General features: G+C 57.6%; 13 protein-coding genes. 6 read left to right on the forward strand and 7 right to left on the reverse strand.

Annotation, left to right across the window (positions count from 1 at the left end; all coding sequences use genetic code 11):
- The 3 genes from FJU11_RS17540 to FJU11_RS17550 all read right to left on the reverse strand — a co-directional run.
- Positions 1-1,682: DNA/RNA helicase domain-containing protein (locus tag FJU11_RS17540; protein ID WP_210242913.1), on the reverse strand; the 1,682-nt coding region annotated here is incomplete at its 3' end.
- 150 nt (positions 1,683-1,832) lie between these two features.
- Positions 1,833-2,324 carry a GNAT family N-acetyltransferase gene (locus FJU11_RS17545; protein ID WP_141168374.1) on the reverse strand — a complete coding sequence of 164 codons (492 nt, stop codon included), beginning with the start codon at positions 2,322-2,324 and terminating at the stop codon, positions 1,833-1,835.
- 15 nt (positions 2,325-2,339) lie between these two features.
- Entirely contained in the window at positions 2,340-2,618 is a 279-nt protein-coding gene (locus FJU11_RS17550) for a type II toxin-antitoxin system TacA family antitoxin (RefSeq protein ID WP_141168375.1), read from the reverse strand.
- A gap of 574 nt (positions 2,619-3,192) precedes the next feature.
- Here FJU11_RS17550 and FJU11_RS17555 point away from each other — a divergent pair.
- The 4 genes from FJU11_RS17555 to FJU11_RS17570 all read left to right on the forward strand — a co-directional run bounded on the left by FJU11_RS17555 (position 3,193) and on the right by FJU11_RS17570 (position 7,556).
- On the forward strand, positions 3,193-4,101 hold the full coding sequence (locus tag FJU11_RS17555) for an ArdC family protein (RefSeq protein ID WP_141168376.1): 909 nt from the start codon (positions 3,193-3,195) through the stop codon (positions 4,099-4,101).
- Positions 4,102-4,729: 628 nt separating this feature from the next.
- Positions 4,730-5,584 (forward strand): hypothetical protein, encoded by an 855-nt coding sequence (locus FJU11_RS17560; RefSeq protein WP_141168377.1) that lies wholly within the window; start codon positions 4,730-4,732, stop codon positions 5,582-5,584.
- Between the two features lie 189 nt (positions 5,585-5,773).
- Positions 5,774-7,168, forward strand: coding sequence for a PIN domain-containing protein (locus tag FJU11_RS17565; RefSeq protein ID WP_141168378.1), 1,395 nt, complete (start codon positions 5,774-5,776; stop codon positions 7,166-7,168).
- A gap of 199 nt (positions 7,169-7,367) precedes the next feature.
- The gene (locus FJU11_RS17570) at positions 7,368-7,556 is read left to right on the forward strand and encodes a hypothetical protein (protein ID WP_141168379.1); all 189 of its coding nucleotides are present in this window, start codon (positions 7,368-7,370) and stop codon (positions 7,554-7,556) included.
- A gap of 35 nt (positions 7,557-7,591) precedes the next feature.
- On the opposite strand, the gene FJU11_RS17575 is transcribed toward FJU11_RS17570, so the two are convergent.
- The 4 genes from FJU11_RS17575 to FJU11_RS17590 all read right to left on the reverse strand — a co-directional run bounded on the left by FJU11_RS17575 (position 7,592) and on the right by FJU11_RS17590 (position 12,568).
- Positions 7,592-10,354 (reverse strand): AAA family ATPase, encoded by a 2,763-nt coding sequence (locus tag FJU11_RS17575; RefSeq protein ID WP_141168380.1) that lies wholly within the window; start codon positions 10,352-10,354, stop codon positions 7,592-7,594.
- Positions 10,351-10,800, reverse strand: coding sequence for a plasmid mobilization protein (locus FJU11_RS17580; RefSeq protein WP_141168381.1), 450 nt, complete (start codon positions 10,798-10,800; stop codon positions 10,351-10,353). Before FJU11_RS17580 ends, FJU11_RS17575 begins: the two co-directional genes overlap by 4 nt.
- 551 nt (positions 10,801-11,351) lie before the next feature.
- Positions 11,352-12,323: an NAD(P)H-binding protein gene (locus FJU11_RS17585; protein ID WP_328591737.1), complete on the reverse strand. Its 972-nt coding sequence runs from the start codon at positions 12,321-12,323 to the stop codon at positions 11,352-11,354.
- Positions 12,324-12,367: 44 nt separating this feature from the next.
- Positions 12,368-12,568 carry a hypothetical protein gene (locus FJU11_RS17590; protein ID WP_141168383.1) on the reverse strand — a complete coding sequence of 67 codons (201 nt, stop codon included), beginning with the start codon at positions 12,566-12,568 and terminating at the stop codon, positions 12,368-12,370.
- 207 nt (positions 12,569-12,775) lie between these two features.
- Between FJU11_RS17590 and FJU11_RS17595 the strand changes: the two genes are divergently transcribed.
- A complete protein-coding gene (locus FJU11_RS17595; RefSeq protein WP_141168384.1) occupies positions 12,776-13,255 on the forward strand; it encodes a cupin domain-containing protein in 480 nt (159 codons plus the stop codon).
- Between the two features lie 195 nt (positions 13,256-13,450).
- The gene (locus FJU11_RS17600) at positions 13,451-14,245 is read left to right on the forward strand and encodes a FadR/GntR family transcriptional regulator (protein ID WP_141168385.1); all 795 of its coding nucleotides are present in this window, start codon (positions 13,451-13,453) and stop codon (positions 14,243-14,245) included.
- Positions 14,246-14,467 lie beyond the last annotated feature (222 nt).

The following is a 14,467-nucleotide window of genomic DNA, read 5'->3' on the forward strand; positions in this document are numbered from 1 at the left end:
CCGATCGGGCCCCTTCGTGCGTCGCGCCTGCCATCGCCGTGGCCGACTTTTATTCCGCCCGAGTGGCCTGGTTTGGCTCCGTCGTTGACAGAAGAGCGGACATCGTCCTTTCCGTTTAGGAACCAGCAAGCCGGATCTATCTTCGCTTTAACATTTAAGCCTTCAGGGCGAAGGCGTAGGCCACCGGAAGAGGCGACGAGCCCTGTTCGCTCACTGCCGCGTGCGTGCCGACGTAGCCAGGAACGGGCAACGTCCAAATCGCGCGTTACAGCGAGATCGTATTCTGAAAGATGCTGGTGAAGAGCCCTTGCCTGGTCCGCATCACCATCAATCAGACAAGCGACAAAATCGGAAAGCTTCTCGGCCCTAAAAGATCGGACAGAGACTGCGAGATGTAAAGATGTCCGCTCGAAAGCGTTCAATCCGGCCAGTTTCGAGCCAAGGTCTTCGTCCCAGGCATAATGAGAATTTCGAAGCTGGCCGGAATGATAAACATCCCAATGCGAGAAGCTTCTAGCCAAGGCATCAAACCACTCGCTAATTCCCGCCTCGCCCGTATTGATTTCTTGGCCGCCGCCGACCAGGCAAACGATCGTTGCCCAATCCTGCCGGCGATCCATAACTTTGATCAAGAACTCCGGCTCTGACATATCAAACGAGGTTGCGCCGCGCTTTTGCACCATAAACTTTTCGGCGTTTGCTCTATTCCAAGCCCTCTGCGCCTCATCGAAGACCACCACATGCTCACTTGGAGGCGCTTCTGAGCGAAGTGCTTCATCCCTGAAATGATGGATATTTTGAATGAAGGCGCTTACCTCTTGATGCGCTTCCTTTTTCGAAATGCTTTCGCCGATGATCTTACTACGGGAAACGTCATCGCGAGCTAGCGCCTCTCGCAAAACCGTAACGAGGGGACCGTTACCGGAAAGGAATACGGCGTGCTCATCAGTCCCTTCTACCCTATGGGTTGAAATGTTCAGGCCTGCTAGAGTTTTTCCAGCACCTGGTACGCCGGTGACAAAACAGATCGACTTTCTGCCTTCTCTCCTGGATTTTGCAATAATTTGGAGAATACATTCAGCAGTGACCGATAAGTTTTTTGCTCCTGCGTCTGAACGGGAAATCTCCTGAACACTATGCCCTTGATACAAGGCTCGTGCGGCTTCCACGATAGTTGGGGTCGGTTTATAACTACTTTGAGCCCATTCCTCCTGCGGGCAAGCCTCTGCAGAAAAGCCGTGTAGATTGCGCGCTCCTTCAATCGCCTGCGCTATAAGGTAGTTCAAGTCGGAGCCGTTCGATTGCATTGGAACCGCGACACCATCGGAAGCCCATTCCAAGGTATTTGTAACGCGGGGCGCTTCCGTGCAAACAGTTATTGGTACAATTGGACAGTGGTGACTGCCTTCGTGAAAATTTTTCAGATCGAGCGCATAATCCAGCACCTGATCCTGAGATGATCGCGTGTGTATGGCCTCACCGACCTTATATTCGAGGGCAAACACAATTCCTTTTAAAAGAAAAACAACATCAATACGCTTTCCCATACGTGGGATAGCGAATTCGAAAAATATCTCGCCATCTGATAAGTCGCTTAATTGATCTTGTAGGTTCAGTATTTGCTGCTGCCATGCGTTGCGCTGCTGAATCGTCAGATCAAATGAATTATGTGCAGCCAGCACTCCCAGGATTGAACTACAATCTCTTGAAAGGAAACTTCTTATGCTGGACTGATAATATGCCCGAGAGATCATAGGCGCTTTCGATAATCCTTACTTAGAGTCTGTCAAATAAATGATATTTAGCCAAAAACCCGCTTACAAGCGCAACCTTTAAACTTCGAAAAACACATCCATGGCTGTGATCGGCAAGACGAGGCGAAGAGCCGTGCCAGCCAGACGCTGAAAACCAAAGCCTGCATAGAAGTCAGCAGCCTTCTCGTCCTTCGCTTCAACGACCATGCCGAGGATGCCGATTTGTGATGCAGCTTGGCGCGTCATGTGGAAGGCATGGACGATGAGCGTGTCGCCGTAACCCTGGCCCTGCCAGCGTTTGTCGACGGCGAGCCGTCCGAGCAACAGGAACGGGATGTCTTCGTAGGGTCCAGCCTCGATGTCTTCGGGCAGATTATCGCGCCGGACCGAGTGAGCGCTGATCGAGTAATAGCCAATGATAGCAGAGCCTTCAGCGAGAACGTAGATGCGCGTCAGGCTGCGTTTGAGGTCCTGGTTGGCGTAGCGCTGCAGATAGTGGTTGAGCGCCGGCACGTCACAGTCGAAACTCTTGCGGTCGTGCTTCTTCGGATCGAGCGCTTCAAACCGCACGTTCGTTCTGCCAGCTCAACCTTGAATGTCGTGGAATTTATGCACCGCCTTCTTCATACGGGACGTCGGCTCGGCAGGCGCATCGATCGCAGCAAAAAATGCCGACCAGTCTTCTACCGAGAAGCGTGTCGTCTGGTGCTCGGCGATGACCGACTTCGCCTTCTCGCGCACGCTCTCCCGGATGAACTTGCTCTTGTCGAGCTTGAGATAGGCGCGTGCGGTGTCCATCATGGAGATCGTCACGGAATCCATGCGCACCTTGAGCATGTCGCTCTTGCTGTCTGTGGTCGTCATTGTCGTATCCATCGGTGCACCTGCTTTCTCCGATATTATACCCACATCTGTGGGCATCTTTCAATCAAATTCAGATCAGGCTGCCTACGCCATTCGGGGCACCGCGCTCTATTCCGGCGACAAGCCGCCTCCACCGAACCCGTTGGAGAGGTTTCGGCCTAGCCGGGTGACGATCGCTTGCAGATATGTATGGCCGGACGCCGCCCATGCCGGCGTCCGCATTCTTCGTCTGACGCGCGTGTCCGCGCTTGGAACCCTTCTTTCCAGCTTACATGAAAACCGGGGACGCCTCCGGCTGTGGGTCAACCGTCTTCCGCCGTAAGGCGGGACCAGGGTGGCCATTCTGTCCGCCCGGCCCGCCTAACGGTTCCCGAGAAGGCCGTTGACCCATCCCCGGACTTTCATCGAACGCCCCGATTGTGGTCCTCGCTGGCGCTCGGCTGTCTTCTCTTCGTTTTCTACGGGTCGCTCGCCGCTGGGCAAGGGTTCAGGCGCGACCTGTTTGATCGTCCTTCGGACGCAAAAGACGGGCTTCGCCGGAAACCCAACCCTTCAGGCGAAAGGCCCTCATGTCATGAAACAGGACATCTATTCGAAGATCACCGATCACATCATTGCCGAGCTGGAGCGCGGCGTCAGGCCGTGGATGAAGCCGTGGAGCGGCGAGCATGCCTCCGGGCGGATCACCCGGCCTCTCAGGGCAAACAGTGAGCCCTATCGCGGGATCAACGTCATCATGCTTTGGTCGGAGGCCACCACCAAGGGCTTTGCGGCGCCGATATGGATGACCTTCAAGCAGGCGCAGGAACTCGGCGGGCACGTCCGCAAAGGCGAAAAGGGCAGCCCGGTCGTCTATGCCAGCAGCTTTTCCAAAACCGAGACCGACGAGGCAAGCGGCACAGAGACGGAGCGGGATATACCATTCATGAAGGGCTACACCGTCTTCAATGTCGAGCAGGTCGAGGGGCTACCAGAACGGTTTCACCAGCTGGCCGCGCCGCAAATCGACCCGGTTGAATGCATCGTCCATGCGGATGCCTTCTTTGCCGCGACCGGCGCCGACATCCGCCATGGCGGGAATTCCGCGCATTACTCAGGCGGGACCGATCACATCCAGATGCCGCCCTTCGAAGCGTTCCGGGATGCCGAAAGCTATTATGCCACCCTTGCCCATGAGGCAACGCACTGGACCAAGCACAAGGACCGGCTGGACCGCGATCTCGGCCGTAAGCGCTGGGGCGATGCCGGCTATGCCGCCGAGGAACTGGTCGCCGAGCTTGGTGCGGCCTTCCTCTGCGCCGATCTTGGGCTATCGCCGGAAGTCCGCGACGATCATGCCGCCTATATCGACAATTGGCTCAAGGTTCTGCAGCAGGACAGCCGGGCGATTTTCACCGCCGCGGCACACGCGCAAAGGGCTGCGGATTATTTGAACGGGTTCAGCGTGGCAGATGAAGCCGCGTGCGACCGGGCGGTGGCGTGAGGGAGCGGCCATGACAACGCACAGCGCTGCGCAACTCGGCTTCGACGACATGCTCGTCGAAGCCGCCGAAACCACCAGGAAAGCCGTCTTCGAAGCGAAACCGGGCATTTGCCCTGTACGATAGCCGCGGCGGCCCCTTACCTCTCAAGTCGCATCGCTCACATCTAGCAGCGATGCTGGCCGCCGAATTCAGCGAAGCTCTGCGTCTCCGTAGAGAAGCCCATCGTCTTACCGAAAAGCTGAACAACGCCGAGCTCGGCATACTCGCCGGGCCGGATGCGCCGGGATGCCAGCTCGAGCGTCTGACGGCGCCAGAAGATGGCGCCGTGCTCTTCGGGGCCAGACAGGCAGTTTCGTCATTAAGATTTCTGGCATGCGCGTTCGGATAGAGATGGAAAACCTGTTTGGAATCGGCGCGGGTTTTTCGACATGGCCCGGATTCCCCGCGCATGCCGTGGATTGGGACAGGCCGTTCATCTCGGAAACCGGCTATCGGAGTTTTCTCGGTGTGTATGTCGAGCCAGCGCTCGGTTTGACACAACTGCAGTGATCGTCTGCTTCAAGCTCAAGTTTGTTTTTATGCGGCAACGCGGCTAATATCAGCTATGCAGAAAGTTTGGGGTCCCAAATGACACTATGTATTTCTTGGGTTCGCCAAGTCGGCAGCGTAACAGAGATGATTGTAGCTTCAGACAGTCGCTTGTCAGGTGGACAGTTCTGGGATGCAAATCCTAAAATATTGATGCTCCCGCGTTCGGATGCGGTTCTGACATTTGCTGGTTCCACCAATGATGCATATCCTTTGATGTTGATGGCTGATAATTCTATTAGGATGCATCAGCCCGCATATACGAGATCAATGGATTTATCAGATTTAAAAGGACATCTTGTTCGAGTTTTCAATCACTCAAGAAAGTTTATTACAGGACTACCAGCTAATCAACTTGAGCCGGACATGCCCAACGTTGAGTTTCAGCTTTGTGGTTACTCTTGGAAGTACAAAAATTTTATCACTTGGAAGCTGCATTTTGATAAAAACAAGGGTATATTTACGTTCCGTAGGTCGAGAGCATGGGGCGGACAAGACCCCAATTCTTTTAAATATGTGACCTACGCGGGGGACGAAGACGTTGTCGATGAAGCAAAGAAACGGCTCGTCGAAAAATTGCGCAGTACGGGTAAAATCAGAAGCGGATCGCTTGATATGGAGCCTTTCGAGGTTCTTAGAGATTTGCTGCGCGAAGAAAAGTTCTCATCAATTGGTGGTCCGATACAGATGGTCAAAATCTACGAGCACGCCAATGCCGTCCCCATGGGAGTCTTTTGGCCGAACAAAGAGGCAGGAGTGGTGTCGATCCTAGGTCGCCCCCTAATGGACTACGAAAAAATTCCTTGGGGAGTGATAGACCCGGATGATCCTAGCCGGGCATATCCTATGGAAATTGAGCCATGTAAGACTGAAGATGACGCAAGTATTGAATAGCTGCTTACAGACATTCGATTTGCCCGGCCGTATGGCAGCTTCGGACGCAACCCAGACAGCAACGTTGACGACTAGAAACTGCTTCTTAATTCCGCGCGAACGCAAGAAGCGACACCGCTCGGATTATCGTCATGGGGGTAGAGATGGCCCAAGCTTGCTCAAAACCGTCAGCGGCCGATATCATAGGCAATGACCGTGTCGTCTGAATCAAGCGATGAATTAGTCGCCTTCCTCGACGCGAACATTGTGCTCGAAGGCAAGCCGTTGGCCGAGCTACCTTGGACAGAAATTATTACGGCAGGACTGATCCATGTCCTCATCGTCCCAAAAGCGATGGACGAGATTGACGCCAAGAAGCGCGACGGGCGTTTAGGTCCGCATGCAAGGGCGTTTAATCGGCTGATTGCGCCTTCTGTCATTAACGGCGAGCCAATTGTTCTTCGTGACGCAGACCCACGCGTTGAGCTACAGATGGCGACATGCTCGCGCATTCCGTGGAATGACTATGACGAGCTAGATCCCGATGACGGTGACAGCAGGATTGTCGCCGAAGCGCTCAACGTGCGCAATGTGGCCTCGCGACACCGCATTCTTATAAGCCACGACATCAAGCCACTGGCTTATGCGCGCGGTCGCGACTTGCCAGTCCATCAAGCATCTGACGCTTGGCTCCGCGGTCCTGAACCCAGCCCCAAAGACAAGGAAATTCATCGGCTCAAACAGCAGGTCGCCGAATACAGAAAGGACGAGCCGACTTTCGAGATTTCAATTGAGGTGTCAGACGTTACTCCGCCGATAATCTACCAAGTTACGACATTGGATACCGAGCAGGCGGATGCCCTTACCGAGCTTATTAGAAATCAGAATCCAAAAAAGTTGAACGGCAACAAGGACCGCTACGGCGACAGCTTGGGTTTCGTCAGCAACCACGACAGCTCCTACGATGGGAAATATAGCGCTTTCATAAATCGCGAAGTGCCCTCGTTCGTCGCGAAGTTCAGCGAGAAGCTTGAGCTGCTTTTCAATCAAAGGCTCCTCAGAGTGCGCGTCACTAATGCCGGCGATATAAGGGCTGATAACCTTGTCGTATCGATCAAGACAAGCGACGGCTGGATCAATCGTCGGGTGGTGTTTTTATCGCCCAGAGGACCCGCCGCCCCCGTGCCGAGGCCTGGCTATCTCAGTTCGCTCGATATTCACCGGCATCTTAAAGACATGATCCCGTCGCGCGTCGGCCGGCACGAATTCGAGACGACGCTACACGCGCGTAGGAGTGGAGAGACGAAGGCGATCTGCGAGGATTTTCACAGCGGGCAGACCTACTATTTTGAGGGTGTTATCGCGGCCACATCGAGCGACCGACCACTGGAAATTATCGTCACGCTTACCGCCAAGAATTTGCGGGGCGAACACACCAAGACCTTTAAGCTCGACAAGGAGATCGTCGTGATTGAGCCGGGCGAGCTGGTGGACTTACAGACGCTTGAGCTGAAACAAAATTATCCAACCAGTGAGGAACTTGCCCGCTTGCTCAGAGCCCAGGAATACGACGAAATTGAATGGGACGAGAAAAACGAAAACTAGCAAATATTGTCTAAACGCCAGCTTTGGGGCGGCGATGGCTGCCACCGAACGATTGAAATGGGCGCATTACCGTCATTCCGCATTCCTTGGCATGATTGCGACATTTTTTCGGAGAAACGCATGCTGGGCCGAACGTGCCGAACTGTTCGAATATGAGCATAAGCTTGATACGGCCCGCGGGAAGCTCTAAGAAGACGACTTGGCTAAGGCGGATCTCGACGACCTCAACGACAATCTGGAAATCGAGATGCCGGAGGCCATCAAACGCCACTTGTCTGGCTATCAGGCCGAACCGGCTCCGGACCTGTCCCGCAGCTTCACAAACTCCGTGGCACCGGCTGTAGTTATCGCCATTCCGGCCAGACGCTTCGAGGTTCTGAGCCTTTGAATCTAAGGTGGCGTTAGCGCCTACAGCGAAACCTTTTAGAAACGTGGCCCTGTTCGCGTTGATGTGGCCTGCCGCACGCGCTTCGGCTTCTCCTCAACTGAAGGCCGCTTGATCTCAGGCGAGGTATAGAAGGTGACCTCCGCCTTGTGCCGCGTCATCGCGACATAAGTCAGGTTCTGGTCCAGCGTTTGGCTCGAAAGTACAAAGCTCCGTTCGACCGTGCAGCCTTGCGAGCGGTGGATCGTGACAGCAAAGCCGTGATCGATGAATGGGAATTCGCTCGGGAAGAAGCTGAGCGTGCGGCCTTCGCTGCCGCTTTCCGGGTCGAGGCGAACGGTCAATTCGTCATCATTGAGTTTCATCACGGTCCCGAACATGCCGTTCCGGACGTCGAGGCCGGCGTCATTGCGCGTAAACAGGAGCCGGTCGCCTTGTGCGAAGGCGCGCGGGCCATGGATGGTGTCGAAGAGGGTTTCGGCTTTCACGCCTTCCCGCTCGCGTAAACCGGTCTTGATCGCCTGATTGATGGCGTAGACGTCCTTGCGCCGATGGGCGAGCGCCAATCGGGAGGCAGTTTCGCCATTCGCTTTCCGGTCAGCGAGATAATCCTCGATAAGGGCCGCTATCGCGGTGTCGCGATCATTTTCTTCCGTAACGGCGCCATGATCGGCATAGGCCTGCATGGCCTTATCCGTTTCCCCTGCCGCTAGCGCGTGCGAGGCGTCGCGCTGCCAGTCGGTGGTCTGACGGCGGATTTCCGTGAGACGGGCCGCTCCGCTCGTTTCGACGATATCACGGAACGGCGTTCCGGCCTCGATCGGCTGCAGCTGATCCGGATCGCCGACGAGGACGAGCTTGCAACCCCGTTCTTGCAGAGCCTTGGCAACGCGCTGCATCTGCCTCGTTCCGACCATCCCCGCTTCATCGATGACGAGGATGTCCCCGTGTCCCATCGGTTCGTACCCCGCCTTCCAGCTCGCTTCGAGAGAGGCGAGCGTTCGGGCAGCAATACCGGACGTACTTTGAAGGCCTGCGGCCGCCTTGCCCGCTAATGCCGCTCCGTGAACACGATAGCCTTGCGCCTCCCACGCCTGCCGCGCGACGGCAAGTGCCGTGCTCTTGCCCGCACCCGCCAGCCCTACGATGGCGGAGAGCTGATTCGGTCGAAGGACATGGCGGATGGCCGCCGCCTGTTCGGCGCTCAGCTCGCGGCCGAAGTGCCGCTTCAGGCGAGCGTTCTCTTCAGATAGCGCATGCTCGATATGACGCGCCCCGACACTGAAGCCGCCCGCAGCGGCCAATTCACTCGCCGTCGCGGCGAGGTTTGCCCGTGCGGCCTCATAGTCCTTCGTCGTGAAGGTCTCGGGTTCGGAATCCGGCGCGGATATCAGCTTGTCGGAGGCGAGAGCGACGTCGATCGCGGCGCGAAGCGTCAGCGGATCGTCCAGGAACTCGGCGAGCTGTGTGGCGATCTCAGTGCGGGTGAATTCCGCCTGCTTGTCCGACAGCAGATCGAGAACCCGATCCGGCCGCGCCCTGATCTCGGCTTTCGTGAACGGGACGTCGTCCGGTGGCAAAAAGAGCGGTTGCGACGGATCGGGGTGATATGTGCGCCGTCCGGCCGACGGGCGCGGTTGTCCGAAGGCCCGTTCCAGTTCCTGCCGGATATCCGGCCGCGTCAGCTCGCAATCCAGCGCACGCCGCTCGGCAAGGTGCCGGTCGATCAGGGCCTGTGCTTCGTCGCGATCGCGCTGGGCGCAACGCGCCGCATCCTCTTCCAGCCGCTTGCTGATCGCATCGAGCCCACCAGAGAGACGCGACCAGACGGCCCGCAGGCCTTTGGGCACCGCGTCTTTGCGCTGCTGGCGTTCGGAAATGCGCCGTTTCTCTTGCTGAGCTGCCAGCGCCTGCCGTTCCGCACGCTGGCGTTGAACGAGATCAGCGAGCCGCTCGTCTCGCTCTTTCTCACAATATGCCGTTTCTGCCTCGTGCGGGCCGAGTTGGCTTTGATCGTCAACAAGCGCCGCCTGGGCTTGTTCGACATTCGGCAGATCATCGGAAAGACCAAACCGGGCGCGCAGCTCTTTGGCCTTCACGCCGCTCCAACGCGAAAGCGAATATACCTCGCCCTCGGCGTCGACCGCGACGAAGCCACGCCGGTCGCCTCGCGCCAGGCAAAAGCCGTGCTCTCGGAGTGCCGCCGCGAAAGCGGCTCGCGAGTCCGAACCAGACCAGCACGCCTTGAACATCGCCTTCAGCTTTGCCGGATCGCGGCTGGCGCGTTTTGCCTGTCCGGCTTCGGCATGCGTGTAGACTGTCTGAGAGCGGTCTTCCCGGTCGATCAGGCCGGACGGCATCTCCCAGCAATGTTCGCGATAGAGCTCACGGGCGATGTCGGTCAGGCGCAGCTTGTAATGAGCCAGATTGATCGCCCGCATCTTACCGACATCGATTCTGGACCAGACACAGTGCGCATGCCGTCGGCCCTTCTTCTCATGGAAGACGATCGCGCGCGGCTGACCGCTCAAGCCGAGCCGCCGCTCGATTTGGCCGATTGCCGCCTCGAAGTCGGAGACCGGCACATTGGCCGAAGACGGCGGGCTGAGGCTCAGTGAGAACAGGTATTGCTGGCACTTCGTGCCGAGCGAGATCGCTTCGGCTTCCTTGAAGGCGCCGATCAGATCGCTGGCGAGAAACCCGCGCAGCTCATGGACCACTGCATGCTCGTTGTCGTCGACATTGAGCAAATGCAGCGCCAGATCCCGCCCACGAGCGCGCTGGTTGCCTTTGAGGATCATCCCTTTTGTCCCAGCGCCTTCAAGAGCAAGGTTCGCATTCCAAAGATGGTCCGATAAGCCTCGTCGATCTGGAAGCGAGCCTCGTCGTCGATCGTCAGCGTGCCGACATTCGCGTGATAGGCCAGCTGATTCAGATTGTTCGCGATCCGGGATTCGCCTAGCAAGCCGAGGATTTCGGCGACGGCGGCCTTGTCGGCAACCGAGGCGGACGAGCGCTGTTTGCGGCGCTTCAACTCCTCACCGAGTGCCTTTGCCCGGATGTAGACGCTCAGCGTCATGCCATCGGCGAGCGACTGCAGGCGCTCGAAATCATCCGACGAAAAGCGGATCGTCACGCGAGGGCAGTCGCGCGTGGTTTTGCGGCGCTTATGCGCGACAGATTTGGAGTGTTTGCTGGCTACGGCACCGGCTGCGGCATGACAAAAGTTTCGATCGAGGAGTGTCATAGCGACGGCCCTCGTGAAGCTCTTCTATGCGGTTGTGGCGGGGTCTCTTCGGCCTTTAAGCATTCATTCCATTCGGCAAGCGTCTCAAAAAGCGGGTTCGAACTTTCCGGCGTTCGGTCCGCCATTCTCCCATTAAATTCTTCTAACCGCACCGTTCTTCGGATTTCCGCGATGACGTATTACCCCTCCGATGCACTCGTTGATCAAGGTAGTCGCTTTACCAATTACAAGCATTGCTGCGCCGTAAGCGCGACCACCTTGCGGAGGGGTGCTTTCCGATCACCCGGACCTTCCAGGCAACTCCGTAAAGCGCGATCCGCGCACTGGCGTTCGTGGATCTTACGGATACCGTCGATGCACCGCCCCTTTCGTCGGCAATGCTCGCAGTCGCCCTCGTCGATATCGCCGGAAGACGGGCTAAGGCAGAGAGGTTTCAGGCGGAATAGAAGCGGGCTCTCGAGGGATCACAAAGCAGACGGCTTGTTCCCATACCCAATTGACCAGCAGCGATCTGACCGCTCTTCAGCCATTCCCCATAGAAGGGGGTCATCCTAGAATACCGCATGCTCGCCGCGTTCGGCTGTCGCCTCGCCGCGGATCAGCTGCTCGTAATAGTCGAAAAGCGTTTCGGAGCCCGTCGAGGGGGTCGCCTCGGCGTCATATCGGGCGCTTTCTGGGTTCAGCACGAGCATGGACTCTGTCGCATAATAGCGTCCGATGCGCGCAAGCTCGGCCTTGGCCCTTAGGGAAGGCGCGAAGCGTCCGAGCGTGGTGAGCGACAGGATGATACCGTCCAGCAGCGCCACCGGCACATGGGTAAAGCGTGGCGGTTGCCCCAGCAGGGCGAACAACCGCTCCCCTTGCGTTCGCGGCGTGATCGCCTCTCCGGGACCGCCGATCGGCAAAATTCGGTTTCGTCGGTCCGGATTGCCGATGCAATCGGCAAGGTATGCGGCGAGGTCGTCGTCACTGATCGGCTTGCAGGCGGTCAACGTGCCGTCGCCGGACACCAGGAACGGCTTGCCCCGCCGCACCCGCTCGACCTGACCCGACAGCGATTTGAAAAAGGCCGTGGGCCGCACGATCGTGTAGTCGAGGCCCGATGCGATGAGCCTGCGTTCGAAGGCGAGTTTCGCCTGCTGGAATGCCAGGATGGGCTTCTGAACGCAGATGGCGGATAGCAGGATCACATGCGCAATGCCGGCCGCCTCCGCCTGCCCGAGAACGCCGACATGTGCGTCGTGATCGATCCGCCAGGCATCTTCGGGCGTACCGGTCCGCGATGCGAGGCATGAGAGCATGACATCGAACCGCTCGCCGCGAATGCCGTCGCACGCAAGCGACGCGGCATCGGTCACGTCGCACGGGCGAAGTTCGGCGCCCGAGAGACCGAGTTCGTCTCCGGAACGCGACAAACGATCCGCATGGCCCGCCGCCGGCCTGACGAGGCAGACGACGTCATGCCCTCGACCAATCAGCGTCCTGGCGGTCGCGCGTCCGATCGTGCCGGTGCCGCCCAACACGAGAATGCGGCGTGGCTGAGCATCTTCTGCCTGGTTGACCATCATCACGTTGGGTTAGGCGGGATCATGAAAACGGAGCAAGTGATAACCCGCCGAATTGCCACTTCGCCATCGCGTGCGGCGTCGCTTGCCGGATCGAGCGTCGCCGTATTGCCGCCGGCAAAGGTAACCGTCGTCGCCTCGCCCGTCTCCCGGATCGTCGCAGGCAGGAAATTCATTGCCAACGAGCTGGGATCGTGACCCACCGAACCGCTTTCCTCCGCCCGATAACCGCACCATAGCATCGGCGATCGAAGGCGGAGAGACGCCGTAATGAAGACACTCCATTCCTACCATCCGCCATGTCCGCAACGGCCGCTGCCGATTGCACCGCTCGGTCTGCTTTGTCTATAACGGCTTCGATGGACGAACGCGTTCATGGTGAAGACGTTACGATCGGGAAGGCAATCAGAATGGATCGGGAACCGCGGTGGAAGCATGATGGCGTCCAAGTGATTGCGGGCGACCAACTTGATTCCAACACACCGCAGACGCCAGGCATGTTCCGCCAGGCCGCGATAAATCATGCGCGTACGGGCGCCGAGAGGATCTGGGCCGGCACGGTTGCGATCGATCCCGATGCCAAGACCGGCGTCCATCACCATGGCGCGCTCGAGAGCGTCATCTTCGTCGTCAAGGGAAAGGCGCGTATGCGCTGGGGCGAGCAGCTCGAATACGTCGCCGAGGCCGGACCCGGCGACTTCATCTACGTTCCACCCTTCGTTCCGCATCAGGAGATCAACGCCGATCCCGACGAGACGTTGCAATGCGTACTCGTGCGCTCCGACAACGAAGCCGTGGTCGTGAACATCGACGACATCCACCCGGTCGAAGAACCGGAAGCGGTTTACTGGGTCGATCCCATCCATCGCCATCCGCACGACGATCATTGAACGTCGCCGTCCGTCCGACTGCGCATCCGGCAACGGCATGGCGCCGTCCGCTGTATCTCTCGTCCTTCAATATCAAGATGTTTTTCGCGTATGATCTTATACGCTAGTCATAAGCGGACTACCGGCACGGTTCGCCAAGAAGTGGATGATCCATTCGCTTGACGCGATACCAGTGCCGATTCTCTCGGAAGAAGCATGTCCAGCTACGAACCAGTGACAAAAGATACTTTCCCAAGTCAGATCGCCCGGCAGATCAAAGCGATGATCGTCGATGGCCAACTTGCGGCAAACCAGCGGTTACCGACCGAACAGGATCTAGCAGCAAGGTTCAACGTATCGCGACCGACGGTCCGCGAAGCCTTGAAACGTCTCGCCGCACAGAACCTGATCCGCTCACAACGAGGTCCCACCGGAGGAACGTTCGTCAACGGGCCCTCGATCGACGAGGAGATGGACAGGCTGGCAGCGGTTTCGACCATGCTCGTCAGCATCAACCGTATTACGATCGACGAAATCGCCGATGCCAGGCAGCAGTTGGAAATGCTGTGCGTCCGCTTGTCCGCATTGCGGCGTAGCGACGAACAACTCAGCCGGATGGAACACGAAATCGCCTTCCAGAAGCGGATCGAGGCGACCGACGCGGAATTCTGCGCCTCCGACGTCCGCTTTCATCGAACGCTCGTGGATGCCAGTGGTAACAGTCTCCTGCGCTTTCTGATGGCTGCGGTCGTCGAGGGATTGCAACCGATTTCCAACCTTATCGTTTTCCGCTATCGCGATCGCAGGGAAATCGTCCACCACCACCAGAGGATCGTCGATCATTTGAGAGATCGGGACGGTCCCGGCGCGGCAATGGTGATCGAAGAGCAGATCGCTTATTTGCGCGAACATTATGCCAAGGCCCAAGCTGCGCGAGAAGACCGCGGAGACGAGACAACAGTCGAGTTCAGACGCCACGAAAACGGCGCCTCAAAAACTAGCAGTTCGTAGGACTGCCTATTTTTTCGAATTTGTTTGACAATTTTCCATTAGCATTTCAGGGTCGATCCACGGTGTGCGCTGCACAACTATTGGGACACGTATAGCACGTCCATAAGCGACAAGACCCTTCGGCGATGCATGCTCTAGATGTGGAGCCTCAACAGGTTGTCCTGATCGAGACCGAGGCGGCTGATGGGCACGGTGTCGTTTATCCCGCCATGGGGACGGTGC

The sequence above is a fragment of the Pararhizobium mangrovi genome (genome assembly GCF_006516965.1).
Classification (GTDB): Bacteria; Pseudomonadota; Alphaproteobacteria; order Rhizobiales; family Rhizobiaceae; genus Pararhizobium_B; species Pararhizobium_B mangrovi.